Annotated in this window: 19 protein-coding genes and 2 pseudogenes; 12 read left to right on the top strand and 9 right to left on the bottom strand. The window is 64.0% G+C overall.

Translation table 11 applies throughout. From position 1 onward, the window contains the following. The first annotated feature begins 3 nt into the window (after nucleotides 1-3). From CK224_RS26875 to CK224_RS26865, 3 genes are read left to right on the top strand one after another with little or no spacing between them, the layout of a single operon-like run. The gene (locus CK224_RS26875) at nucleotides 4-777 is read left to right on the top strand and encodes a thiazole synthase (RefSeq protein ID WP_095783877.1); all 774 of its coding nucleotides are present in this window, start codon (nucleotides 4-6) and stop codon (nucleotides 775-777) included. After that, nucleotides 774-1,379: a thiamine phosphate synthase gene (locus CK224_RS26870; protein WP_095783876.1), complete on the top strand. Its 606-nt coding sequence runs from the start codon at nucleotides 774-776 to the stop codon at nucleotides 1,377-1,379. Before CK224_RS26875 ends, CK224_RS26870 begins: the two co-directional genes overlap by 4 nt. Beyond that, nucleotides 1,370-2,125: a hydroxymethylpyrimidine/phosphomethylpyrimidine kinase gene (locus tag CK224_RS26865; RefSeq protein ID WP_095783875.1), complete on the top strand. Its 756-nt coding sequence runs from the start codon at nucleotides 1,370-1,372 to the stop codon at nucleotides 2,123-2,125. The genes CK224_RS26870 and CK224_RS26865 overlap by 10 nt, the downstream gene beginning before the upstream one ends. Nucleotides 2,126-2,831: 706 nt before the next feature. Here the strand turns inward: CK224_RS26865 and msuE are convergent. The 9 genes and pseudogenes from msuE to CK224_RS26820 form a co-directional block, all read right to left on the bottom strand. Then, nucleotides 2,832-3,392 (bottom strand): FMN reductase, encoded by a 561-nt coding sequence (gene msuE / locus CK224_RS26860; RefSeq protein WP_095783874.1) that lies wholly within the window; start codon nucleotides 3,390-3,392, stop codon nucleotides 2,832-2,834. Nucleotides 3,393-3,494: 102 nt separating this feature from the next. Continuing rightward, nucleotides 3,495-4,655, bottom strand: a complete 1,161-nt coding sequence (ssuD, locus tag CK224_RS26855; RefSeq protein WP_095780138.1) for an FMNH2-dependent alkanesulfonate monooxygenase — start codon at nucleotides 4,653-4,655, stop codon at nucleotides 3,495-3,497. Between the two features lie 44 nt (nucleotides 4,656-4,699). Next, nucleotides 4,700-5,548, bottom strand: a complete 849-nt coding sequence (locus CK224_RS26850) for an ABC transporter permease subunit (protein ID WP_095780139.1) — start codon at nucleotides 5,546-5,548, stop codon at nucleotides 4,700-4,702. Further along, on the bottom strand, nucleotides 5,545-6,339 hold the full coding sequence (locus CK224_RS26845) for an ABC transporter ATP-binding protein (RefSeq protein ID WP_095783873.1): 795 nt from the start codon (nucleotides 6,337-6,339) through the stop codon (nucleotides 5,545-5,547). Before CK224_RS26845 ends, CK224_RS26850 begins: the two co-directional genes overlap by 4 nt. A 60-nt stretch (nucleotides 6,340-6,399) precedes the next feature. After that, nucleotides 6,400-7,407 carry an ABC transporter substrate-binding protein gene (locus tag CK224_RS26840; protein ID WP_095780141.1) on the bottom strand — a complete coding sequence of 336 codons (1,008 nt, stop codon included), beginning with the start codon at nucleotides 7,405-7,407 and terminating at the stop codon, nucleotides 6,400-6,402. A gap of 308 nt (nucleotides 7,408-7,715) precedes the next feature. Continuing rightward, nucleotides 7,716-8,372, bottom strand: a complete 657-nt coding sequence (locus tag CK224_RS26835; RefSeq protein WP_095783872.1) for a tyrosine-type recombinase/integrase — start codon at nucleotides 8,370-8,372, stop codon at nucleotides 7,716-7,718. 359 nt (nucleotides 8,373-8,731) lie between these two features. After that, nucleotides 8,732-8,983, bottom strand: a pseudogene (locus CK224_RS26830) (acetylxylan esterase); the annotation flags it as partial. Nucleotides 8,984-9,265: 282 nt separating this feature from the next. Further along, the gene (locus tag CK224_RS26825; protein WP_095783871.1) at nucleotides 9,266-10,510 is read right to left on the bottom strand and encodes an ATP-binding protein; all 1,245 of its coding nucleotides are present in this window, start codon (nucleotides 10,508-10,510) and stop codon (nucleotides 9,266-9,268) included. After that, nucleotides 10,507-11,232, bottom strand: coding sequence for a response regulator (locus tag CK224_RS26820; RefSeq protein ID WP_095783870.1), 726 nt, complete (start codon nucleotides 11,230-11,232; stop codon nucleotides 10,507-10,509). The genes CK224_RS26825 and CK224_RS26820 overlap by 4 nt, the downstream gene beginning before the upstream one ends. A 213-nt stretch (nucleotides 11,233-11,445) precedes the next feature. Here CK224_RS26820 and CK224_RS26815 point away from each other — a divergent pair, with 213 nt between their 5' ends. The 9 genes and pseudogenes from CK224_RS26815 to CK224_RS26780 all read left to right on the top strand — a co-directional run. After that, a complete protein-coding gene (locus CK224_RS26815; RefSeq protein WP_095783959.1) occupies nucleotides 11,446-12,129 on the top strand; it encodes a hypothetical protein in 684 nt (227 codons plus the stop codon). A 106-nt stretch (nucleotides 12,130-12,235) separates the two neighbouring features. Continuing rightward, nucleotides 12,236-12,439 carry a hypothetical protein gene (locus CK224_RS26810; protein ID WP_245426243.1) on the top strand — a complete coding sequence of 68 codons (204 nt, stop codon included), beginning with the start codon at nucleotides 12,236-12,238 and terminating at the stop codon, nucleotides 12,437-12,439. Beyond that, nucleotides 12,432-13,571, top strand: a complete 1,140-nt coding sequence (locus CK224_RS26805; RefSeq protein ID WP_210199680.1) for an efflux RND transporter periplasmic adaptor subunit — start codon at nucleotides 12,432-12,434, stop codon at nucleotides 13,569-13,571. Before CK224_RS26810 ends, CK224_RS26805 begins: the two co-directional genes overlap by 8 nt. Then, nucleotides 13,568-16,714, top strand: coding sequence for an efflux RND transporter permease subunit (locus CK224_RS26800; RefSeq protein WP_210199679.1), 3,147 nt, complete (start codon nucleotides 13,568-13,570; stop codon nucleotides 16,712-16,714). Before CK224_RS26805 ends, CK224_RS26800 begins: the two co-directional genes overlap by 4 nt. Further along, a complete protein-coding gene (locus CK224_RS26795; RefSeq protein WP_095783868.1) occupies nucleotides 16,698-17,990 on the top strand; it encodes an efflux RND transporter periplasmic adaptor subunit in 1,293 nt (430 codons plus the stop codon). The genes CK224_RS26800 and CK224_RS26795 overlap by 17 nt, the downstream gene beginning before the upstream one ends. A gap of 4 nt (nucleotides 17,991-17,994) precedes the next feature. After that, nucleotides 17,995-21,138 carry an efflux RND transporter permease subunit gene (locus tag CK224_RS26790; RefSeq protein WP_095783867.1) on the top strand — a complete coding sequence of 1,048 codons (3,144 nt, stop codon included), beginning with the start codon at nucleotides 17,995-17,997 and terminating at the stop codon, nucleotides 21,136-21,138. 12 nt (nucleotides 21,139-21,150) lie between these two features. Next, a complete protein-coding gene (locus tag CK224_RS26785; RefSeq protein ID WP_095783866.1) occupies nucleotides 21,151-22,650 on the top strand; it encodes an efflux transporter outer membrane subunit in 1,500 nt (499 codons plus the stop codon). A 32-nt stretch (nucleotides 22,651-22,682) separates the two neighbouring features. Beyond that, complete coding sequence (locus CK224_RS31540; protein ID WP_176478034.1) at nucleotides 22,683-22,910, top strand: hypothetical protein; 228 nt, start codon at nucleotides 22,683-22,685, stop codon at nucleotides 22,908-22,910. 761 nt (nucleotides 22,911-23,671) lie between these two features. Then, nucleotides 23,672-24,437, top strand: a pseudogene (locus CK224_RS26780) (hypothetical protein); the annotation flags it as partial.

Below are 24,437 nucleotides of genomic sequence, written 5' to 3'. Positions count from 1 at the left end.
TCCATGCTCGAGTTCTATGGACAGAAACTCGCGTCCCGCCTTCTGCTGGGCACCGCGCTTTACCCCTCGCCTGCCGTCATGGCGGAGGCGGTGAAAGCGTCCGGCACGGAGATCGTCACCGTGTCGCTCCGTCGCGAAACCTCCGGCGGCAAAGCCGGCGGCCAGTTCTGGTCGCTTGTCCAGTCGCTCGGCGTTCGCGTGCTGCCCAACACCGCCGGCTGCCACTCGGTGAGCGAAGCGGTCACGACGGCGCGGATGGCGCGCGAGGTGTTCGGCACTGACTGGATCAAGCTCGAAGTGATCGGCAACCACGATACGCTCCAGCCCGACGTCTTCGGATTGGTCGAGGCCGCAAGGATCCTTGCCTCTGAAGGATTCGAGGTGTTTCCCTACACGACCGACGACCTCATCGTCGCCGAGCGCCTGCTCGACGCCGGCTGCAGGCTCTTGATGCCCTGGTGCGCGCCGATCGGCTCCGCACGCGGGCCGCAGAACCCCGATGCGCTGCGAAGCCTGCGCGGCCATTTCCCCGGCATTCCGCTGATCGTCGATGCCGGCATCGGCCGGCCCTCGCATGCCGCGGCCGTGATGGAGCTCGGCTACGACGCGGTGCTGCTCAACACCGCTGTCGCCAAGGCAGGCGATCCTGTTGCCATGGCCGCGGCCTTTGGCACGGCGGTCGAGGCCGGCCGCGAGGCCTATTGCGCCGGCCTGCTCGAGCCGCGCGACATGGCCGTTCCCTCCACCCCCGTCATCGGCATGGCAGCATTCTCATGAAGCTCGATCCGTTCTACCTGATCGTCGATTCCGCCGCCTGGATCGAACGTCTGGTGCCGCTCGGCCTGAGGCTGGTGCAGCTGCGCATCAAGGACCAGGACGAAGCTTTGCTGCGCCGGGAAATTCGCGCCTCGAAGGCAGTCTGTGACCGCCACGGCTGCCAGCTCATCGTCAACGATTACTGGCGTGTTGCGATCGAGGAAAATTGCGATTTCGTTCACCTTGGCCAGGAAGATCTGGCGGAGGCTGATGTGAAGGCGATCCGCAGGGCGGGCGTGAGGCTGGGCCTCAGCACCCACGACGGCGCCGAACTCGAAACAGCGCTCCAAGCCGAGCCGGACTATGTCGCGCTCGGACCGATCTACCCGACCATTCTCAAGGCGATGAAATGGGATCCGCAGGGGCTGGACCGCATCGCCGCCTGGAAGCAGCGCGTCGGCGAACTTCCGCTTGTGGCCATCGGCGGGCTCACCGTCGAGCGCGTTGCCGCTGTCTTCGCGCACGGCGCCCAAAGTGCGGCGGTCGTCACCGACATCACCCGCAACACGCACCCCGAGGCGCGGACGGCTGAATGGCTGGCGGCGACAGCCCAATGGCGTTGACGCCGCATGTGCTGATCGTCGCCGGCTGCGATTCAAGTGGCGGCGCCGGAACAGCCCGAGACGTCGAGACCGTATCCGCCTTTGGGCTGCGCAGTTGCCTCGCCGTCACGGCCGTGACCGTCCAGACGCACTCGGCCGTCGAACACATCGAGCAGATGCCGCCGCAGCTTATCGCCGCCCAAATGCGCGCTGCCTTTGCTGCCAATCCGGTCGCAGCCGTCAAGATCGGCATGCTGGGGACGGCGGCAGCCATTGAGGCGGTCGGCTCTGTCCTGGCGGCCCATCCGAAGGTGCCGGTGGTCCTCGACCCTGTGCTTGGCTCGACCTCGGGACGCGTGTTGCTGCAGGACGATGCCGTCGACGTGTTGCGCCGTGATCTGATGCCGCTCTGCCGGCTCGTGACCCCCAACCTGATTGAGCTGGCAACGTTGGTGGGAGCAGACCCTGCGAAGGACGAAGAAGGCGCGTGCGTTCAAGGCGAGGACCTGTTGGCGACGGTGCGGACCGCCGTGCTCGTCAAGGGCGGGCACGCGCACGGACATCAAGCGAATGACGTTCTCATGCAGCCGGACCGTCGCGCCGTTCGGGTCGAAGCGCCTCGCGTCCATGGGGGGATGCGTGGCACCGGCTGCGTGCTGTCCAGCGCCATCGCCGCATCGTTAGCTCAAGGTCTGCCGTTGGAGGCGGCGGTACAGCACGCCAAGCGCTATGTTCTCCAACTCCTTCGTGGGGACGCGACGAGTTAAACGGACGAGCGCAATGCGCATCTTGACCGATTCCCAGGTGGTCGGAGGCGCATGCCCTCCAGGTCCGAGCCGGCGATCTAATAAACCTTGGAGGTCAATGGCATCAACTCGTTACCGTCTGCTACTCACCTCGCTTCATAAGATGCTGCCCCAACAATCTGGAGCAGCGGCCGGAAGCGAACGGTCACAAGTGGCGGCCCGAGTTTGGCCTCCAGCATGGGCATGCAGCGGCAGTGTAGGCTTGTGTCGTCCGGGCAATGGTGGTTAGTCGCTCGATGGTGCTGCGCCTCCAACTTGACGGGAGCAAACGCGGGGATCGCCTTTTGCCCAGCCCGTCAACAGGCCCGGAAGTTCTGGCCTCGCTCAATTTTCATTAACAAAATCAAAGGTAATGGTGGGCCCGGAGGGTCGTCGTTTTCGACAGGAAATCAATATGTTAGCGGGTGGTTCGCCTACCCGTTTCCCTCGTATTCTCTCGTATGGTCTGGCGAACCGAAAGACGATGGACGAGAATAGTTACTGGCTTCGAGATATCGACGATGGAGCCCTAAGTAGCCAGCCACTTCCTCCTGGTGAATGACCGAAATGGGGCCGCCAGCAGACATTCCGCTTTTCGGCTGATCGGCAAAGGACTGCCTTCACGCCCGCTTGCCGCGACCCGGAAGGCGAGACGCTACACTTCCCGCTGAAGCGCCGCGGCATGGATTTATTCGGCGGCTATTCTGAGACCGGATTTGGTGGCTAGCAGAACCGCGATTTCATCAACCGCCTGCGCCGCTCGCTTCAGGATCAGTTCGGACCGAAGCACACCATCGGTGAAGTCTTTGTCGGTCGCGTACACGGCTGTGGGCAGCGCGAAAGCCTCGAAGAAGCCAAATAGCGGCCTGAGTTGATGCTCAACGACAAGGGCATGGCGCTCGCCGCCCCCGGTGGCCGTGAGAAGCACGGGCTTACCTCTCAAGGCCGTTGGATCAAGCAAGTCGAAAAAATGCTTGAACAGCCCGGTATAGCTACCCTTGTATGTCGGAGACCCGACGACGAGCACGTCCGCGGCGACAACATCTGCAACTACGATTTGGGCTTGCGCGTCGAGGTCGCGCTGCCATTTGGCGGCCCCCAGCGAGGAACCGACATCCTCGACATCATAGGTTCGATGGGAAAGGTGGTGGCGGCTGGCGATGTTCTGAACGACGAGGTCGACGAAAGCGCGGGTCTTCGAGGGTCGACTGAAGTTCCCCGAAAAACCGACGATTGATGGATTTGACATAAGCCGAACTCCGATGGTCAAACTCAGACGTAAGCGGGCCTGGCACGACAGCGGCGATGCTGCGTGGACCACTTCTCTCCTCTAGGCAAGAAATCGACCTGCCTAAGACGCCGCTACTCGGACACCGGCGCCCCGGGCGCGCCCAAACTCCAGATCCCAGCCGCGTTCTTTGAGGGGCAATTCACCTTGCAGTCCGAGCTGCGGAAACAGCAGTTCGGCAACATTGAAAGCTTCTTCCAGATGCGGATAGGCGGAGGCAATAACCGTCTCCACCCCTATTTCTTGATATTCGCGAATGCGGGCGGCAACGCTTTCCGCACTCCCGACAAGCGCGGTGCCGGCACCCCCTCGGACGAGACCCAATCCGGCCCATAGATTGGGAGCTATAACCAGCTTGTCGCGGCGTCCCTGGTGCAGAGCGGAGATGCGCTTTTGCCCGACCGACTCCGAAACCTTGGTGAATTGATGCTGGGCTTCAGCGATCACGTCGTCAGTGACGCGGCTGATCAGTCGATCCGCCGCCGCCCAGGCCTCCTCCTCCGTTTCACGCACGATCAGGTTTATGCGCAATCCGAAGCGGATTTTGCGACCTTGAGCCGCCGCTCGTGCCCTGACTCGATCGAACTTCTCCTTCACCTGCTCGAGGGGTTCACCCCAACTCAGATAGACGTCGGTGTGTTTGGCAGCGACCTCGATGCCCGCCTCCGAAGACCCGCCGAACCAAAGTGGCGGATAGGGTTGCTGGACCGGCGGGAAAGAAATGTCGGTGCCGTGAGCAGATAGATACTTGCCCTCGAAGTCCGCCGGCTCTCCGGACAGGATACGGCGCCAGATCGTGAGGAATTCATCAGTCTGGGCATAGCGCGCGTCATGACCGAGCTTGTTGCCGTCGCCGGCAAGGTCGGCCGGATCAGCGCCGGTGACAACGTTGAGCAGCACCCGGCCGCCGGAAATGCGGTCCAGCGTGGCCGCATGGCGCGCGAACAGTGCCGGCGTCCCGCTGCCCGGCCGCAGCGCCACCAGGAATTTCAGCCGTTCGGTCAGAGGGATCAGCCCGGCGGCCACGATCCAAGCGTCCTCACACCGTGTTCCGGTTGGCAGGAGCACGCCCTTGAAGCCAAGCCGATCGGTGGCTTGCGCAATTTCCTTGAGATAGCCGAAGGTTGCCGGCCGGTGCCGCTCGTCGGTGCCGAGATAGGGGCCGTCGCCATGGGTCGGCAGGTACCAGTAGATATCGAGCGGGCGGGTGCTGTTGCCGGACATCGGATTGTTTCCTTCAATGACTGCAGAATCTATGGGAGCAAGCCTCAGAGCTTGCCTTTCCAGGGGATGAGGCGATGTTCCAGCCAACACATGCCGCTGGTGAAGGCGAAGGCGAGCACGGCAATGACGATGAGGCCGACGAACACGACGTCGGTCGCGAGGAAATTGGCCGCCGACATGATCATGTAGCCGAGCCCGGACTGGGCTGCGATCAGCTCGGCCGCGACCAGAGTCGACAATCCTGCGCCGATGGCGATCTTGAGGCCGGTCAAGATCTCCGGCAAAGCGGACGGCAGGATGATGCTGGTGAAGAGTTGCAGCCGGTTGGCGCCGAGGGACAGCGCGGCGTTGATACGTTCGACGGGCACCGATCGCACGCCCGCCTGTGCCGCAAAGCAGATCGGGGCGAAGGTCGACAGCGACAGGAGAACAATCTTGGAGGTTTCGCCGATACCGAGCCATATGATCAGCAGCGGCAGGTAGGCCAGCGGCGGCAAGCCCCAGTAGAGATCGATCGGCACGCTGAAGATGCCCTTGACCCAACGATTGAGCCCCATGAGCAGGCCAAGCGGAATGCCGACGAAAATGCCGACGCCGAGGGCCGCGGCAATGCGGCCGAGGCTTGCCAGCGTGTGGTCGAGCAGCGTGCCATTGGCATAGCCATCGGCCGCAACGGCGTTGAACTGGGTCAGCACGTCGGCCGGCGACGGCAGGAACAGCGGCGATGCCCAGCCGAATTGCGCGGCGAGTACCCACAATGCGATCAGCGCCGCCAACGTCACCAGGCTGATGCCGAACGTCCTTGCCGATGCTGAGCCGCGCGGCGGGGGAGACGGCCTCCGCTGAGCCGTGGCGGGAGGAAACGGGGTTTGGGAATTGGCGGCGAGCGTCATTGCAAGGTTCCTCTGCGGGCGCCTTCCGGCTGGTGGATGAGCGAGCGGATTTCCTGCCGCAGCTCGATGAAGCGCGGGTGGGACTGGATCGGCCCGATATCGCCGCTCTCGGCGAAATCGCGCACGAAATCGGCATCGAAGCGCGCGACGATGCGGCCCGGCCGGGGTGACATCACGACGATCGTCGTGCCGAGTGTGAGGGCTTCCTCGATCGAATGGGTGATGAACAGGATCTGCTTGCCGGTTTTGGCCCAGACCGAAGCCAGAAGCTGCTGCATCGTCTCGCGGGTCAGGCTGTCGAGGGCGCCGAATGGCTCGTCCATCAAAAGGATTTTCGGATCGGTGGCCAGCGCCCGGGCGATGCCGACGCGCTGGCGCATGCCGCCCGACAGTTCGTAGGGCGGCTTTTCGGCGAAATCGGCGAGCCCGACCAGTTCAAGAAGGTGCCTCGACCGCTCATAGCGTTCGATGCGCGACACGCCCCGGTACTTCAGGCCGAGCGCGACGTTGTCCAGCACATTGGCCCATGGCAGCAGGGTGTCTTTCTGGAACACAACGCCTCGATCGCCGCCCGGCGCCGCGATTTCGCGTCCATCCAGTGTGATCGTGCCTTCGGTGAGCGGCAGGAAGCCGGCGATCGCGTTCAGCAATGTCGACTTGCCGCACCCGGAAGCTCCGACCGCGACAACGATGGAGGCAGGAGCGATATCGAGCGAGACGTGATCGAGCGCGTGTACGTGCTGGCCGTCGGAACCCAGAAAGGTGATGCTGGCATCGCGGATTCGAAGCATGGTGGCCTCCAGGCGATCTGGCTGGCGTACCAGCCAGATCGGCGTTTCCTTCCGGGATTGCTAGTTCGAGGCCTTGGCCACTGCCGCATATTGCGGATCGGCGAAGGCCGCGTAGCTGTCCTTGATCGAGGTGATCTTGTGCTGGTCCTTCAGGAAGCTCGCAGTGTCCTTGAGGATTTTCGCGACCGCGCTCTTCTCGCCGCCGCCCAGCCATTTGTCTGAGACCTGTTCGTCGAGCGGCGGCACGACCGTCGTCTTCAACTGCTCCGAGTTCTCGGCCGCCGTGCCGCCCTGCAATTTCGCGATGAGCTTGGCGCTCTCGGAGTCCGGCCCCCAGGCGGCCGGGTTGCTCAGATAGGCCTGGTTGTAGCCGTCGATCAGCCTGACATACTGGCCGAGGAACTCCGGATTGGCCTTGGCGAATGCGCCGGTGACGACCAGCGCGCTGAAGGTGGGCGCGCCGCGATCAGCGACTTGGCCGGCAGTGAGCAGGACCTTGCCGTTCTTCTTCAGCTCAGAAAGTGCCGGATCCCAGACGAAGCCGCCGTCGATGTCGCCGCGCTTCCAGGCCGCGACGATCTCGGGCTGCGGAATGGCGATAACCTGGGTTTCCTTCTCGGAGATGCCTTCCTGCTTGAGCACGGCCAGAAGCTGGTAATGGTCAGTCGAGACCGGCGCCGCAGCGAGCTTCTTGCCGCGCAGGTCCGCCGGCGACTTGATTTCTGGCCGCACCACCAGCGCCTCGCCGTCGCGCGAGACGGACGAGATGTAGAACGCCTTCACGTCGAGGCCCTTGCTGACGGCAGCCGAGAACGGGCTCGATCCGACATCGCCGAGCTGGACGTCGCCGGATGCGATGGCTGCGAAAATGTCGGCACCGGAATTGAAACGGCGGAATTCGATGTTCCACCCGGTCTTCCTGGCAAGGTCGCCGTTGGCGATACCAAGGTTATAGGGATTAGCCCCGGTTTGGTAAGCAATGACGACCTTCTTCTGGTCGGCATGAGCCATTCCAGAAGTGGCCACCGCTGCGAGCGCGACCAGGGCGGCGGAAATCAGTTTTCGCATGAGATCGATCCTTTGAGCGGAGGGTTCACCCCTCGATTGCCCGCTCCATCCAGAGCGTCGGCTCAAAATCTACTTAGCTTATAGAATAAGACAGGAACGATTTTCCGAATGACAAGGGGAGAGCGGAAAATCGACTCTCATCTGGTCGTCAGCCGGTCCGACGAATGATCGTACGCTTTCTCTCGCCTTCCGAGGCGAAGCGAAACGCTACTTTAAATCCCCCTTACGGCGGATCATCCGATGTCCGCTTGTAAGGCCGAGCAACCTTAGCTTTAACGGCAGGTATCGGGCGCTTAGCATCCGCGGCTTCACTCGGAAATGGAGCCGCTTCTGGTTAGACTTCCGTGGCCTCGGCGAGTTAGGGCATCTTCTACATCGACGCCGAGATACCGGACTGTGTTCTCGATTTTGGTGTGGCCCAGCAGAATCTGAACAGCGCGGAGGTTACCTGTCGTCTTGTAAATGATCGACGCTTTGGTACGCCGCAGCGAATGCGTTCCGTATTCCTGAGGTCGAAGTCCGATCGCCACAACCCATTCGTCCACGAGGCGGGCATACTGCCTCGTGCTCATGTGACGCTTTGGGTCGATCCTGCTCGGGAACGCATAATCGTCGACCGTGCCGCCGCGCCGTTCTAACCATCCGAGAAGACTGGAGCGTGCATCGCTCATCAACTCGAACTGAACCGGTCGGCCTGTCTTCTTTTGCACGACCATCGCGCGGGTACGAATTTCCGACCCGAGAACCAAGGTGCCGATCTTGATCTTCACCAGGTCGCAGCCGCGCAACTTGCTGTCGATTGCCAGATCGAAGAGGGCTCGATCGCGCAATCGCCGCTCTCGGTCGAGAAAGAACCGGATCGCCCATATCTGTCGAGGTTTCAACGGCCGTTTCGTTCCGACCTTCTTGCCCGCGTTCCACGCGCGGCGATCGGGAGCGGTGAGGTCATAGTGAGAATGTCCCATTTGGTTTCTCCTTCGGCCATGATTGGCCACGGGAGCAACGCGAGATACTGACTCGGATGGGATTGGGGGGACCGCTTGCTGCCTGTCCGGTCCTCGGGCAGAGGACTGAGTAAGCTGACACCGAGCAGGGGAGCCGATGCCATCCAAACCCACGCGGGCTCGGCCAGGGCGGCTGTTAAAGCTGCTTCAGCATCGTTGAGCGGCTAGGTTGGGTAGGCCCTCGAAGCGTATGCCCGGGTGCTGCTGCAGAATGGAAGCGCGTAGAGCAACAGGGGCGGCTGATAGCCGTTGGAGCTTAGATTGCGCGGCCAAGCAGAGGCGCGCTGCGAGGCGAAACGCTTAGTGCTGGGCCGCTCGCGTCAGCCGACACCGAACAGCCCGCTCAGCCACGCCATCTGTTCGCGCTCCTGATAGCCCTGCCCGCCTTCATGGTTGTTGAATTCGTACTGTACGATGGTCTTTTCGCCATCGTAGGCATTGAACGCGCCATAAACGGTAGAGGGCGGGCAGACTTCGTCCATCAGGGCCACCGAAAACAGCGCCGCTGCCTTGCACTGCCGGGCGAAGTTGACGCAGTCGAAATAGGAGAGCGTTTCAAAGACCTTCGCCTTCTTCTCGCGATACGACTGCTACACAAAATGTCTGGAAAGGGCGCATGGGCGGAGAAATACTGCGGGCAAATTGCGGCTTCAGCGAAGACTTCGCTTCCGAGACGAGCAGAGCCCCACGTTCTTGCACAGATAGGCGCGCCAGCTCTGCCACCGCCGGCGCGCGCGAGACCGGGCTGGAACGTGGCGCGTAAGTCGCGCCTTTTGCCTGTCGACAGATCGAGCCCGGGATGACGCGACATCATATGTTTATCGAGGGAGCCGATGGTATCGTTGGCTCGTGTTCTACTCCCGGGAAAAGATGATTGTCTGCACCAGCCCACCCCCCTGCCTGTTCTCAAGCCTTATCGATCCGCCATAACGCTCGATGATCTCCTTGGCGATCGCCAGCCCCAGCCCGGCGCCGGGAATGAACTGCATGCGCGCCGGGTCGACCCGGAAGAACGGCTCGAAGGCTTTGTTCAAGAGGTCCGGCGGAATGCCGGGGCCGCGGTCGGCGATGGTGAGAACCGCTCCGTTGCCTTGCCCGGATAGCGAGACCGTGCAGCTCTTGCCATGCGTGGCGGCGTTGACGATCAGGTTGCGCAGCGCCCGGCGCAAGCCAAGCGCGCCGGCTTTGACCGACACGTGGTCGAGATGGTCGATCGTCACCGCATGGCCGAGCGAGATCATCTCGACCTCGATATCGCGGAGCAGCCTGTCCAGTTCCACCGGCTCGACCGCGTCCTGATTGACCTCCTCGCGCACCAGGCGGATGGCGCTGTCGGCGATGCGGTCGAGCTCATCGAGGTCGCTCAGCCATTTCTCGCGATCCTCGTCCAGGAATTCCGCCCTGAGCCGCATCCTCGTCATCGGCGTCCTGAGATCATGGCCGGCGGCGGCCACCAGCCGCATGCGGCTTTCCATCGCCGTTCTCAATCTTGCCGACAGTTCGTTGAGCGCATGGGCGGTGGCCCTCACCTCGACCGAGCCTTTTTCCGGCAAGGTCGCCAGCACCCCGTCCGAGCCGATCTTGCTGACGGCGGCTTCGAGCATTTCGAGCGGCCGCACCAGCACGCCGGTGAAATAGATCGACACCGGCGTCGCGCCGAGCACGATCAGCGCCATCCAGCCGGCGAAAACATACCAGACATCGCGCGGCGGGCCCAAGTCGGGGACCGTGACGATCATAAAGCGATGATCGGGCAACGCGACAGAGGCGACCATCCCAGGTTGCCCGGCATTGCGGCTGACGACGGCCGAAACATCGAGGCCGTTCTGGCGCAGCATGTCGTTCAGCACTCGCGTGTGCTTGCGGTCCTCGAAACCCGGCGCCGGACGATCGCTGATCGTCACCGGTGCATCGCCGCTGCCCGGCACATGGCCGGGAACCAGCTGCACCATGTACTGTATCTGTTGCGCCAGCGGCCCCATGGTCAGCTCCGGCGACGGCCCACCGAGGACCTTGACGGCGACGAAGGTGGCAAGCCCGACCACGCCCAGGATCGAAACGACCAGAAGGATGATCAGCCGCCGGCGCAGCGAGGTCATGCCCCGGTCTCCGCCGTTTCGACGCGCGCGGTCAGTTGATAGCCACCATTGCGCACGGTCTTGAACAGGTTCTCCTCGCCCGCCTCCGCGAACTTCCGGCGCAGCCGGCTCATCAGCACGTCGACGGACCGGTCGAGCGGCTCGCGCTCGCGCCCTTGCGTCAGATCGAGCAGCTGGTCGCGCGACAAAAGCCTCCCCGGCCGGTCGAGAAAGACCTGCAGCAGGTCGAACTCGGCGCCGGTAAGATCGATCAGGGCTCCGTCGGCGTTCATCACACTGCGCGTGTCCGGCTCCAGCCGGTAACCGGCGAAATGATAGACGCGAACCTTGGGTGGGGCGACTTCGTCCGGCGCCGAGCGCCTGAGCACCGCCCGGATGCGAGCCGTAAGCTCGCGCGGATTGAACGGCTTGCCGAGGTAGTCGTCGGCGCCGAGCTCCAGCCCGATGATGCGGTCGACATCTTCCTTCAGCGCGGTCAGCAGGATGACCGGGATATGCGGCTTGCGGTCCCGCAGGCTCCGGCAGATGTCGAGACCGGAGCCGTCAGGCAGCATGACGTCGAGCACGATGAGGTCGAACTGGCCGGAGCCAAGCTTGTGCTCGCATTCGCGCCGGTCCGCCGCCACTGAGACACGAAATCCCTGTCCGTCGAGATAGCGCCCGAGCAGCGTCCTGATCTCGCGGTCGTCGTCGACGACGAGGATGTGGGATTTTGTCTGCATTCTTCGCCCGCTTGCCTTTTCGTCCCTGATTATAGGGAGCGACGCCGCCAAGCGGCACGGAAAATTGCAACGGAACGTTTCCGCAAAGCCGTTGGAAACATTCGGAAACAAATCTCCTTTTTCCGGAAACCTTCGGCAATGCCGCGACGCGAAGCGGCAAAAGACGCCTCCTATCCTCCAGCCATCCGAAGCATGCAAGCAAAGGATCACGTCATGCGAAGCAAACTCTTGGCGCTCGGCCTGTTTTCGGTCGCGGCCATCCATCCCGTGCTGGCCGCTCAGCCCGATCCCGGCGCCGCACCGGGCGACGAGCCGCCGGCCATCAATCAGAAGGACGACACGGGCCCGGGGCCGATGCCCTGGCCTCGCCCGCCTGGGCCGATGCGGCACGGGCCGCAAGCGCCGGAAGGCTTCGGCTTCCGCCGCATGGGACCGTCGCCGCCGGAAATGCTTGCCGCCCGGCTCTCGGCCCTCGAGACCCGCATCGGCATCCGGTCTGAGCAGCTCGATGCCTGGCGCAACTATACCAGCGCGCTGCAGGCGGTGCTGGCGCCTCCGCGGTTCGACCGTGGCCCCGGCGCTCCCGGCGGTCCCGAGGCGGGCGGGCCGGGTTCCCCCGGTGGCCCCGGCCAGGCGCAACGCGATCCCTTCGCCTTTCAGGAGCGCCTGGCCGACGAGGTCACCAAACGCGCGGCTTCGGCCGCCAAGCTGAAGGATGCGATCGCCGTGCTGCGCACCAAGCTGACGCCCGAACAGCTCGAAATCCTCGCTTCGGCGGATCGGCCGCACGGCCCGCGCCCTGGTCCCTGGGGCAATCCGCCGGACGACGCAGCCGGCCCCGGAGGTCCGCACGGACAGCTTCAGCCACCCCTACCCCGGAATGGCGAGCAACTCTGACCGTCTGCGCCGGCCGGTCCGCTGATCCACCCGTTCACGGGCCGGCCGGTTCTCTTGCGAATTGGCGGACGCGTCCGCGCGACCGCCGTCAAGCATGGAGCGCATGATGATGTGGGAAGCCCTGATGATGCTGCGGCTGCTTACCTCGCTGGGCTCGCCCTTGCCGATACGCTCCGGCGCCGGTGCCAGGCAAAAGATCCTGTCGAAGCAGGCGCTGAAAGGGGCGATCCGGTTGAGCTTCGCCGCCTACCGCCTGCCGCTTCCGATCTCGTCTTCAAGCACTGAAAATCATGACCGCAAAATTGCGTAAAAGACATCTTCTTCTGGCGGCCTTGCTGGCCGCGCTGGCCGCCGTCGCAGCGCTCAAGGCTTATGGCCGCGCCACGCCCGAGCCGGCGGCGCAGACGCCTGCGCCGGCAGCGACGCTCACCGTTTCGGTGGAGAAGGTGGTCCCCCAGACGGTGACATCGTCGGTCAGCGCAACCGGCACGGTGGCTGCATGGCAGGAAGCGACGATCGGCGCCGAAGAAAGCGGCCTGCGCCTGACCGAAGTCCTGGTGGCCGAGGGCGATCATGTGAAGGCCGGCGATGTCGTGGCAAGGTTGGATGACTCGCTGCTTAAAGCCCAGCTCGCCGAGCAGAAGGCAGCCGTCGCGCAAGCCCAGGCAACCCTCGATTCCGCGCTGTCGGCCGCGGCCCGCGCCAACAAGCTGCTCGCCAGCAACGCCGTCAGCGCTGAAACCGCCGAGGACAAGGCGACCGCCGTCAAGACCGGCAAGGCCGGGGTCGATCAGGCGGCAGCCGCCACCGAACGGCTGCAGGCCCAACTCGATAGGACGACGATCCGTGCCCCGTTCGACGGCATCGTCTCCAGCAGGCCGGCTGTGACAGGCTCCATGGTCCAGGCCGGTACCGAGCTGATGAAGATCGTCCGCGACGGCAGGCTGGAGGTCGGCGTCCTTGTCCCTGAAAAGGTCCTGACGGCAATCTCGGCCGGTCAGCCGGCGAACATCGTCGATGCATCCGGCCGCGCCTTTTCGGGCAGCGTTTCCCAGGTAGCCGAGACGGTCAACGCGACCACGCGCCTCGCCACCGTCTATGTCGCCGTCGGCGAAGGCTCGGGCCTTAGGCCGGGCATGTTCGCTCGGGTCACGATCGAGACAGCGTCGTCCCGGCAGCTGACCGTCGCCGAAAGGGCCTTGGTCTGGCATGACGGCAAACCTGCGGTGTTCGTCGTTGGCGATGACGGCAAGGTCAGCGCGCGTCCAGTCGCCACCGGCACGCGCCAGAGCGGCCGCGTCGCCATCGAAAGCGGCTTGTCGGAAGGCGTTTTCGTCGTCGTCGCCGGGGCCGGCTTCCTCAACGACGGCAACCTCGTGCGTGTCGCCGCCGACGAGACGAAAGCGGCCGATGCTGCGAGCACGGCGGAGCCCGCGCAATGAACGCCATCTCCTCCTGGTCGATCCGCAATCCGGTTCCGACCATCGTGCTGTTCCTGTCGCTCAGCGTTGCCGGCGTTTACGGCTTCATGCAGCTGCGCACCAACAATATGCCCGACATCGACCTGCCGACCGTCACCGTCACGGTGGCGCAGCCGGGCGCAGCGCCGAGCGAAATGGAAGTCCAGGTCGCGCGTGTCATCGAGAACGCGGTCGCGACTCTCGAAGCAGTCGACGATGTCTCGACCTCGATCAGCGAGGGCTCTTCCGTCACCACCATCGAATTCACCCTCGGCACCGACCCCGAGACCGCGACCAACGATGTCCGCAACGCCGTCTCCGGCGTGCAGTCCAGCCTGCCGGCCGCGGCCCAGACGCCGGTCGTGGCGAAGGTCAACGCAACCGGCAATTCGGTGCTCACCTTCGTCGTCGAGGCGCCGACCATGTCGCCCGACGCGCTGAGCTGGTACATCGACAATGACGTCGCCAAGGTCCTGCTCGGCGTCGACGGCGTCTCCAAGATCACCCGTTCCGGCGGCGTCGATCGCGTCATCCGCGTCGAGCTCGATCCCGACCGGCTTGCGGCTCTCGGCATCAGCGCCGGCGATGTCAGCCAGACGCTCGCCTCCAACAACGTCAACCAGCCGGGCGGCCGCGCCAATATCGGCGGCCAGGAGCAGTCGGTGCGCACGCTCGCCAGCGCAACGACCGTGGAGGCGCTGGCCGACACACGCATCGCGCTGAGCGGCGCCGGCGATGTCAAGCTCTCCGACCTCGGCACTGTCGTCGACAGCTGGGAAAAGCCGCGCCAGGCCGCCTATCTCGACGGCAGGCAGGTCGTCGCCTTCAATGTCTACAGATCGGTCGGCTCGAGCGAGATCGACGTGGTCAAGGCCGCCCGCGCCGCGATCGCCGAAATGGCCGCCAAGACCAGCGTCGCGAAGTTCACCGAAGTCACCTCCTCGTCCGGCTTCGTCCAGGAAAGCTACGACGCCGCCTTCGAAGCTCTATGGCTGGGCGCGCTGCTCGCTGTCGGCGTGGTCTGGCTGTTCCTGCGCGACATCAGGGCAACGCTGGTCTCGGCGGTGGCGATGCCTCTGTCGCTGATCCCGACCTTCGCGGTGATGGCGGCCTTCGACATCTCGCTCAACAACATCACGCTGCTGGCGCTTTCGCTGGTCGTCGGCATCCTTGTCGATGATGCCATAGTCGAGATCGAGAACATCGTGCGCCATATGCGCCAGACTGGCATCAGCGCCTACCAGGCGGCAATCGAAGCGGCCGACGAGATCGGCCTCGCCGTTGTGGCGACCACCGCGACCATCGTCGCCGTGTTCCTGCCCGTTGCCTTCATGCCCGGCATTCCCGGCAAGTTCTTCTTCTCCTTCGCCGTCGCCGTCTGCGTTTCGGTGCTGTTTTCGCTCTTGGTGGCGCGCATGCTCACCCCGCTGATGGGCGCCTATCTGGTGCGCGCCGGCGGCCATGACGAGGATGATTTGCCTGCCTGGGTGCCGACGTATCTGTGGCTGCTGCGCAACGCGCTCGATTACCGCTGGATCACATTGCTGGCCGGTATTGCCTTCTTCGCCGGTTCGATGCTGCTGGCGACCCGGCTGCCGACCGAGTTCATGGCGGCGGCCGACCGCGGCCGCTCGATGATCTCGGTCGAGTTGCAGCCCGGCTCGACCATCGAGCAGACCACGGCGGTGGTGCAGGACATCACCAGACGGCTGCAGAAGGAGCCGGCCGTCAACAGCATATTTGCCACCATTGGCACGGCTGCGTCTTCGGGCGGCGGACCCAACCAAAGCTCGAGCTCAGCCGAAGTGCGGACGGCGACCGTCACGGTCAACCTGAAGCCGCGCGCCGAGCGGACGATGAGCCAGCAGCAATTCGAGGCCGAGGCCTCGCCGAAGCTAAACGGCATTCCCGGCGCCCGCGTCCAGTTCGGCGCCGACGGCTTCGCCGGCGCCAAGGTATCGATCACGCTGGTCGGCGACGATGGCGCGGCCCTCGAGAGGGCGAGCAACGCGCTGGTCGACGGCATGAAATCGGTTCGCGGGCTAATCAATCCGACCTCGACCGCGGCCACCACCAAGCCTGAGCTGATCGTGCGGCCCGACAGCGCCAAGGCGGCCGAGCTTGGCGTCACGCCGACCGAGATCGCCGCGACGGTGAAGATCGCCACCATCGGCGACGCCGACACCAGCCTGGCGAAATACAATCTCGGCGACCGCCAAGTGTCGATCGTCGTCACCTTGCCCGACGGTGCCATCGACGATCCGGCAAAGCTCGCCATGCTGCCGCTGATCGGCAGCATGGGCACGGTGCCGCTTGGCGCCGTCGCCGATATCGGCTTCAACGCCGGCCCGAACAGCATCACGCGTGTCGACAGAAGCCGCAGCGCCACGGTCGAGGCGGATCTTTCCGGCCTGACGCTCGGTCAGGCGGCCGAAGCCATCCGCGCCCTGCCCGCGATGAAAAGCCTGCCGCAGGGCGTGCATGAGCTGGCGCGCGGCGATGCCCAACGCATGCAGGAGCTGTTTTCTGGTTTCGCGACGGCAATCGCCGCCGGCATTATCCTGATGTACCTGACGCTGGTGCTGCTCTTCCGCAGCTTCGTGCAACCGGTGACCATCCTGGTCGCCTTGCCGCTCTCGGTCGGCGGCGCGCTTGGTTTCCTCCTCATCACCGGCAAGGCGCTTGGCGTCTCGCCCTTGATCGGCATACTGATGCTGATGGGCATCGCGGCCAAGAACTCGATCCTGCTCGTCGAATATGTTCTGGTCGCCGAGAAGGAGCACGGCATGAGCCGCTTCGAGGCACTGCTCGATGCTGCCCGCAAGCGGGCCCGGCCCATCGTCATGACATCGATCGCCATGGGCGCCGGCATGCTGCCGATCGCGCTCGGCATCGGCGCCGACGCCGAGACGCGTGCGCCGATGGCGATCGCCGTGATCGGCGGGCTCATCTCCTCGACCGTGCTCAGCCTCGTCTACGTGCCGGTGGTCTACACCTTGATGGGTGACATCCAGCGTTTCCTCGCCCGTCACCTCCGCAAGCTGTTGGTCGAAGCGCCCGGCGCTACCGATCAGGCAAGCGCCGCAACCCCAGTGAAAGAAACTGTCAATGCATATCCAGCCTAATCGTTCTCTTTCGCTGGCGCGGCCGCGCCGCCTGTCTGCCTGGGCAGGCACGCTTTGTGCCGCGCTGTTGCTTGCAGCCTGCTCGCAGGAGAAGAGCCAGGTGCCCGCCGGCATGGGAGGCGCCGGCAGGCCTGAGGTCGGCGTCGTCACCCTGCATCCGCAATCGGTCGCGATCACCGCCGAGCTGCCGGGCCGGACCGCTGCCTCGCTCGTGGCCGAGGTACGCCCGCAGGTCGACGGCATCATCCGGCAGCGGCTGTTCCAGGAAGGCGCCGAGGTGGTGGCGGGGCAGCCGCTCTACCTCATCGACCCGGCGAGCTATCAGGCCGCCTATGACAGCGCCGTCGCTACGCAGCAGAAGGCTGAAGCCGCGGTGCCCACCGCCCAGGCCAAGTTCGACCGCTATGCCGGGCTGCTGAAGCAGAACGTCGTCTCGAAGCAGGATTACGATGATGCCGCCGCGACGCTGGCGCAGGCGCAGGCCGACGTCGCAGCCGCCAAGGCCAGCGTCGAAACCGCAAAGATCAGCCTCGATCGCACCTCGATCACCGCGCCGATCGCCGGGCGCATCGACAAATCCTCGCTGACGCCGGGCGCGCTGGTCACCGCCAACCAGGAAACGGTGCTGACCACCATTCGCTCGCTCGATCCGATCAATGTCGACGTCACGCAGTCCAGCACCAACCTGCTCAATCTGCGCCAGGCGATCAACGAAGGCCGGCTGAAATTCAGCGGGACCAATGTCAGCGTCAAGCTGAAGCTCGACAACGGCACCATCTACGCGCAGAACGGCAAGCTGGAGTTCGCCGGCGCCAATGTCGACCAGTCGACCGGCACCTTTGCGCTCAGAGCCCAGTTCCCCAATCCCGACCGCCTGCTGCTGCCTGGCATGTATGTGCGCGCCATCGTTGAGGAAGGCGTCGCCCAAAACAGCTTCCTGGTGCCGCAGCGGGGCGTCACCCGCGACCCCAAGGGCCAGGCGACGGCCATGGTCGTCAATGCCCAGGGCAAGGTCGAGCAGCGCGTGCTCAGCGTGCGCAACGGCGTCGGCAACAACTGGCTGGTGGATTCGGGCGTCGGCGACGGCGACCGCGTCATCGTCGAGGGCCTGCAGCTGGTGCGCGCCGGAGGCGACGCGACAGCGGTCGAAGTGACGATCGACGAAACGACCGGCGAGATCAAGGACCGCCAGCAGAGCTCCGCCTCGGCGACCGCCACCGGCGGCAATGCCGCCGGTGCCGCCAAGCAGCCGGCCTCTGGCGCAACCGGGAACTGAAGCGATGTCGGGATTCTTCATCAACCGGCCGATCTTCGCCTGGGTGATCGCCATCGTGATCATGCTGGGCGGCCTCTTGGCGCTGCAGTCGCTGCCGATCTCGCAATACCCGCAGATCGCTCCCACCACCGTCAACATCAGCGCCACCTACCCCGGCGCCGACGCCCAGACCGTCGAGAACTCGGTGACCAAGGTCATCGAACAGAGCATGACCGGTATCGACAATCTCGACTATATGACGGCGACGTCGACCTCGACCGGACAGGCCTCGATCACGCTGACCTTCACCAGCGGCGCCAACGCGGACACCGCCCAGGTGCAGACGCAGAACAAGCTGCAGCTGGTACAGTCGCAGCTGCCGCAGGTCGTCCAGAACAACGGCATCACCGTCTCCAAATCCTCGACCGGCTTCCTGATGGTCATCGGCTTCGTCTCCAGCGACGGCAAGATGAACTCGACCGACCTCGCGGACTATGTCGACTCAACCGTCAACGACACGCTGAAGCGTGTCGAAGGCGTCGGCTCGACGCAGCTTTTCGGCTCCGGCTATGCCATGCGCATCTGGCTCGACCCGGACAAACTAGCGCAATACGCGCTGATGCCGAGCGATGTCGCCACGGCCGTCGAGGCGCAGAACACGCAGGTCTCGGCCGGCCAGCTCGGCGGGCTCCCGGCGCGCAAGGGCCAACAGCTCAACGCCACGGTGACGGCGAAGAGCCGGCTGCAGACCGCCGAGCAGTTCCGCAACATCATCCTGAAGAGCAATACCGACGGCTCGCTGGTGCGGCTGAACGATGTTGCCAAGGTCGAGATCGGCGCCGAAAGCTACACCACCCAAGCCCATTACAACGGCAAGCCGGCCGCCGGCGTCGCCATCAGCCTGGCGACCGGCGCGAACGCGATCAGCACGGCGGAAGCTGTACGCACGACGATCAATCGCCTGAGCTCGACCTTCCCGCAAGGCGTCGAGGTCGTCTACCCGTATGACACTTCACCCTTCGTGCGGCTTTCGATCGAGGAAGTGGTGAAGACGCTCGCCGAAGCGATCGTGCTGGTGTTCCTGGTGATGTTGCTTTTCCTGCAGAACCTGCGCGCTACCATCATTCCGACGATCGCCGTGCCGGTGGTGCTGCTCGGCACATTCGGCGTGCTCTCCTTCTTCGGCTATTCGATCAACACGCTCACCATGTTCGCCATGGTTTTGGCCATCGGCCTGCTCGTCGACGACGCCATCGTCGTGGTCGAGAATGTCGAGCGCGTCATGCACGAGGAAGGCCTGCCGCCGAAGGAGGCTACGCGCAAATCGATGAACGAGATCACCGGCGCGCTGATCGGCATCGCCACCGTGCTGTCGGCCGTGTTCGTGCCGATGGCCTTCTTCGGCGGATCCACCGGCATCATCTACCGGCAGTTCTCGGTCACCATCGTCTCGGCGATGGTGCTCTCGGTGCTGGTGGCACTGGTGCTGACGCCGGCGCTCTGCGCCACCATCCTGCGCCCGGCCAAGGACCATGCGACGCAAAGGGGTCCGTTCGGCTGGTTCAACCGCATGTTCGATCGCAGCACCATCGCCTACCGCGACGGCTCGCACGGCATCATCAACCGTTCCTGGCGCTTCCTTGCCGTGTTCCTCGTCATCGTCGTTGCCATGGGCTGGATGTTCGCCCGTCTGCCGAGCTCGTTCCTGCCGGATGAGGATCAGGGCATCCTGATCACCAGCGCTTCACTGCCGGCCGGCGCGACGCAGGACCGCACCCAGCGCGTGCTGGCTCAGGTGACCGACCACTATCTCAACGAGGAGAAGGACGCGGTCGAAGGCGTGTTCACGGCTTCCGGCTTCGGCTTCGGCGGCTCCGGGCAGAATGTCGGCATCGCCTTCGTGCGGATGAAGGATTTCGACCAGCGCAAGACCAAGGCTCTTTCCGTGTCTGCGGTCGCCGGCCGCGCCATGGCCGCCTTCTCCAAGATCAGGGATGCCCAAGTCTTCGCCCTCGCCCCACCGGCAATCCAGGGTTTCGGCAACACCAACGGCTTCGAGTTCTACCTCCAGGATGTCAATGGCGCCGGCCATGAGGCGTTGATCCAGACGCGCAACCAGCTGCTCGGCTTGGCCGGGAAGAGCACGCTGCTCGCCAACACACGCCCCAACGGCCAGGAGGACCAGCCGCAATTTTCGGTCGATATCGACCAGGAAAAGGCCAGCGCGCTGGGCATCAGCCTCGCCGACATCAACAACACGCTGTCGAGCGCCTGGGGCAGCGACTACGTCAACGACTTTATCGATCGGGGACGGGTCAAGCCGGTCTATCTGCAGTCGGACGCGGATTTCCGTATGCAACCGGAAGATCTCGACAAATGGCAGGTCCGCAACTCCAGCGGCGCCATGGTGCCGTTCTCGGCCTTCGCCTCCAGCCACTGGACCTACGGATCGCCCCGCCTCGAACGCTACAACGGCTCGGCGGCGGTCGAGATCCAGGGCGCCGCGGCCGCCGGCCAAAGCTCAGGCGCGGCGATGGACGAGATCGACAGGCTGGCCGCGCAACTGCCCGCCGGATATTCGCATGAATGGACCGGCCTGTCGCATCAGGAGAAGCTTTCCGGCAACCAGGCGATGTCGCTCTACGCGATTTCGGCGCTGGTCGTGTTCCTGTGCCTTGCCGCGCTTTACGAAAGCTGGTCGATCCCCTTCGCGGTGATGCTGTCGGTGCCGATCGGCATCTTCGGTGCGCTGGCGGCGGCCACCCTCTTTGGCCAGACCAACGACGTCTATTTCAAGGTCGGCCTGCTCACCACGATCGGCCTTGCCTCGAAGAACGCCATCCTCATCGTCGAGTTCGCCATCGAGCGGCAGGCGGCAGGCATGGGCCTGGTCGAAGCAACGCTCGAAGCGGCGCGACAGCGCCTGAGGCCCATCCTGATGACGTCGCTGGCCTTCATTCTCGGCGTCACACCTCTGGCGATCGCCAGCGGCGCGGGCTCGGGCGCGCAGAACTCGGTCGGCCTCGGCGTGATGGGCGGCATGATCGCGGCGACCGTGATCGGCGTCTTCCTGGTGCCGCTTCTCTTCGTCAGGGTGCGCCGCATCTTCAAGGGCAAGGCGACCAAGCAGGATACGGACGGGACCCCAGCCACAGCCACTCAAGAATAGAGGTTTCTTTCCATGCCAGGTTTTGAACGCGGTCTCGCGACCGCGAAGGGGCTTCTTTTGCCCGCGTTTGCCGCTGCCCTGCTCTCGGGATGCGTCGTCGGTCCGGATTACCAGAAGTCTCTTCTGGCAATGCCAGCGAGTTGGAGCGGGCAGAAGGCGGTGAAGCCGGCTAAGCCGGTGCAGCTGTCGCAATGGTGGCAGCGCCTGCGCGATCCCGAGTTGAACGCGCTCGTGGAGGAAGCGGTCGCCGGCAATCTCGATGTCGCGAGCGCCAAGGCCAAAATCCGCGAGGCGCGGGCAAGCTACCGCCAGTCGGTGGGCAAGTTGCTACCATCCGCCGAGGGTTCGGCCTCGGCTACCCGCAATAGGACCGCAGCAACCAACTCGGGCACGGCAACCAGCACAACCTATGACCAGTACCAGGCAGGCTTCGATGCCAGCTGGGAACTCGACCTCTTTGGCGCGAACCGCCGCGGCGTCGAGGCCGCCAGCTATGGCGTCGACGCTTCCGAGGAACACCTGCGATCGACCCTTCTGACCTTGGTCGGTGATGTCGCCTCCAACTATATCCAGGCGCGCGGCTATCAGACCCGCGTCGCGCTGGCCCGGCGCTCGGCTGCGTCACAAAGGCAGACCGCCGAGCTTACCAGCACGATGGCCCTGGCCGGCACCGCGACGGCGGCAGATGTCGCCAAGGCCATGGGACAGGCAAGCAGCACGGAAGCGGAGATTCCGACGCTGGAAGCAAGCTACGCCGAAGCCGTGCACCGGCTTTCGGTGCTGACTGGCCGGCCGCCGGCGGCCCTTACCGAGCGGCTGAAGCGCACCAAGCCGATCCCAGCGCCCCGCCTGCCGATCCCGACCGGCATCCCGGCCGACATCCTGCTCACCCGTCCGGACGTGCGCATGGCTGAGCGGCAGTATGCGCAGTCCACCGCCAAGATCGGCCAGGCCGAGGCGGCGCGCTATCCGAGCGTCAGCCTGACCGGCGACATCAGCACCACATCCCTCAAGCTCGGCGATCTCGGCAGGAACTCCACCATCGGCTGGTCGTTCGGTCCGGCGCTCAGCGTGCCGCTGTTTAACGGCGGCCAGTTGCGGGCGGCCGTCGACGTCGCCAAAGCCCAGCGCGACCAGTACTTCATTGCATACAAGGCCGCCGTGCTGACCGCGCTGGAAGACGTGGAGAACTCAACGGTTTCACTATCGCAGGAGCGCATCAGAAACGGCAGGCTCGCCTCTTCCGCGAAATCCTATGGCGAAGCCGCGAGGCTGGAAAGGACGCTCTACAAGGCGGGCGAGACGAGCCTTCTCGATGTGCTGGATGCCGAGCGATCGGCCTACTCAGCCGACGACACTCTGCTCCAAAGCCGAGTGTCGATCGCCACCGACTATATAGCATTGAACAAGGCGCTCGGCGGCGGCTGGGACGGCGTCGTCGACAGCACGACACCAGAGATCATCGATGTCACGACTGGGCCACGCTTCGCGTCAAGAGCCGTGGCGCAGTGAACAAGATGCACGGTCAATCAGAGCAGAGAGAAATGACCGACGACGCCTCGAAAGATGCAATTTTGGAACTCATGGCAGACGTGATTTCCGCATATGTTTCGAACAACGTTGTTCCGGCGAAAACGGTCGGTACGAATAGCTGGATCGGAGGGTATCGCGGACCAGAAGCTTCGCCGCGTCGCGAAATGGCGAGCGCCTGCCTTAATCGGGCTGCGGCAGATATCGTCCAAGTCGCAGGCCTACCGAGTATGGTCTCATGATCCTTGCACGTAATGGCGCCACCGTGGATTGTCTAGCGCGACCCCCAATCAGATGTCGGCTTATAGGCAACTGCAGTCAACATCGTTGCGGCCGAGATGCGGCGCACAGCAGCCGAACTGGTTCCTTTCGCCGTGACTCAGATGTGCGTCCCGCGGCGTAACTCCCGGTGGTCGTACGTGCAGACATTGTGCCGATTGAACGGACGATCATGTTCGCGCGTTCAACCTTGTTGATCCCCAGTGACTACCCACACGGGGCGCCACTGAGCTGCCTCTTTCCAATTACCGTTTCATATGGAGGCCGGAGCCGTTCGTGCGCAAAACATCCAGCTTCGACTTGGCGAGCGACACGACGGCTGACGTGTTCTCGATGGTTTTTCTCAAGATCGCAAACTTTGAGACGACGATTCTACCCCGAAAGAGCAGTGTCCCCGCGGATAGTTCTGCACGCGCCTAAGTCGGAAACTCCTCGCGCCGAACCACCGGTTTGTTGTCTAGACTATGAGCGCAATTCTAAGTCATTCGTCTGACAAGATGGCCGTTGTGAGGTAGCAGAATTGCCTGAAATAATACTACAAATTAGCTTCCGCACCATTCTGTTTGGATCATCGTAAATAGCGCCAGCGCGCGGGTGAATGCGACCGGTTCGAGGCTGCAGCGATCCAGGCCGAGGCTGGGCGCCTTATCATGGACGGCGAGGAAGACATGGTTTGTCGGAACGACTCTGGACACCTGGGATTAGCGGGAGCCTTGGCGCCTGCATGACGTGGTTCGGCTCCTGGTCCTCCCTCGAAGGCCTTCAAACGATCGATGACGGGCCCGTCCCAACAGCTAGTACTGGCGCTCCGAATGCGGGCAAGCAGAACCATGACAGCACGTCAAGGGCCTCGGCGATTGGGGAAGCTCCCGGCTCCGGCAGTCTTGCTGCCGGAAGCGACAAAAGCGTTAACAGCGATGGCACGCATCAAGGCGCGACCGCGATCGATACCCTCATTGCCGGCCACACCTCGACAGGCGGGATCAATGCCGGCCTGAACGGCCTTACCGAAGCTGCAGCCAGAATTGGCATTCATCTCGACGGCACTCTTCCTGACAGCGTAACAGGCTATACCTCGGGCTTCTGGCACCGTGCGGGCCTACCAGACACCACCGAGGAAGCGACCAGTGCCGGTATCGCATCCAACGCCGGCACCGCGACGGCGTCCGAGTTTACCGTCACCAGTGCCCTCGGGGCCGACCCGGTGTTCAAAACGAGGCTGGCGAGCGCCGGCGACGACGTCGAGGAGAAAGGCTCCGGTACGATTTCGACCAACATCAACGATCTGGAGTTGGGTTTTGAAAGCAGCACCCGCCAGACGGTCGGCCTCCGCTTCACCGGTATTGACATCCCGCAAGGCGCGATCATCACCAGCGCCTACATCCAGTTCCAGGCCAACGAGGTGAAGACCGACGCGGCCTCGCTGCTGATCAAGGGCCAGGACACCGACGACGCAAGCCCCTTCACCAGCACCAGCTTCAATGTATCGT

Origin of the sequence: Mesorhizobium sp. WSM3862 (assembly GCF_002294985.1) — a bacterium.
In the GTDB taxonomy this organism is placed as follows: Bacteria; Pseudomonadota; Alphaproteobacteria; order Rhizobiales; family Rhizobiaceae; genus Mesorhizobium.
The sequence above is the reverse complement of the archived record's forward strand: the minus strand, read 5'-3'. Positions and strand labels throughout refer to the sequence as shown.

What these genes read in the sequence shown, in the direction of transcription:
- CK224_RS26875 (WP_095783877.1), top strand. Translation starts at nt 4, where the DNA reads ATGCTCGAGTTCTATGGACAGAAACTCGCGTCCCGCCTTCTGCTGGGC.
- CK224_RS26870 (WP_095783876.1), top strand. Translation starts at nt 774, where the DNA reads ATGAAGCTCGATCCGTTCTACCTGATCGTCGATTCCGCCGCCTGGATC.
- CK224_RS26865 (WP_095783875.1), top strand. Translation starts at nt 1,370, where the DNA reads ATGGCGTTGACGCCGCATGTGCTGATCGTCGCCGGCTGCGATTCAAGT.
- msuE (WP_095783874.1), bottom strand. Translation starts at nt 3,392, where the DNA reads ATGTCAAATCCATCAATCGTCGGTTTTTCGGGGAACTTCAGTCGACCC.
- ssuD (WP_095780138.1), bottom strand. Translation starts at nt 4,655, where the DNA reads ATGTCCGGCAACAGCACCCGCCCGCTCGATATCTACTGGTACCTGCCG.
- CK224_RS26850 (WP_095780139.1), bottom strand. Translation starts at nt 5,548, where the DNA reads ATGACGCTCGCCGCCAATTCCCAAACCCCGTTTCCTCCCGCCACGGCT.
- CK224_RS26845 (WP_095783873.1), bottom strand. Translation starts at nt 6,339, where the DNA reads ATGCTTCGAATCCGCGATGCCAGCATCACCTTTCTGGGTTCCGACGGC.
- CK224_RS26840 (WP_095780141.1), bottom strand. Translation starts at nt 7,407, where the DNA reads ATGCGAAAACTGATTTCCGCCGCCCTGGTCGCGCTCGCAGCGGTGGCC.
- CK224_RS26835 (WP_095783872.1), bottom strand. Translation starts at nt 8,372, where the DNA reads ATGGGACATTCTCACTATGACCTCACCGCTCCCGATCGCCGCGCGTGG.
- CK224_RS26825 (WP_095783871.1), bottom strand. Translation starts at nt 10,510, where the DNA reads ATGACCTCGCTGCGCCGGCGGCTGATCATCCTTCTGGTCGTTTCGATC.
- CK224_RS26820 (WP_095783870.1), bottom strand. Translation starts at nt 11,232, where the DNA reads ATGCAGACAAAATCCCACATCCTCGTCGTCGACGACGACCGCGAGATC.
- CK224_RS26815 (WP_095783959.1), top strand. Translation starts at nt 11,446, where the DNA reads ATGCGAAGCAAACTCTTGGCGCTCGGCCTGTTTTCGGTCGCGGCCATC.
- CK224_RS26810 (WP_245426243.1), top strand. Translation starts at nt 12,236, where the DNA reads ATGATGTGGGAAGCCCTGATGATGCTGCGGCTGCTTACCTCGCTGGGC.
- CK224_RS26800 (WP_210199679.1), top strand. Translation starts at nt 13,568, where the DNA reads ATGAACGCCATCTCCTCCTGGTCGATCCGCAATCCGGTTCCGACCATC.
- CK224_RS26795 (WP_095783868.1), top strand. Translation starts at nt 16,698, where the DNA reads ATGCATATCCAGCCTAATCGTTCTCTTTCGCTGGCGCGGCCGCGCCGC.
- CK224_RS26790 (WP_095783867.1), top strand. Translation starts at nt 17,995, where the DNA reads ATGTCGGGATTCTTCATCAACCGGCCGATCTTCGCCTGGGTGATCGCC.
- CK224_RS26785 (WP_095783866.1), top strand. Translation starts at nt 21,151, where the DNA reads ATGCCAGGTTTTGAACGCGGTCTCGCGACCGCGAAGGGGCTTCTTTTG.
- CK224_RS31540 (WP_176478034.1), top strand. Translation starts at nt 22,683, where the DNA reads ATGACCGACGACGCCTCGAAAGATGCAATTTTGGAACTCATGGCAGAC.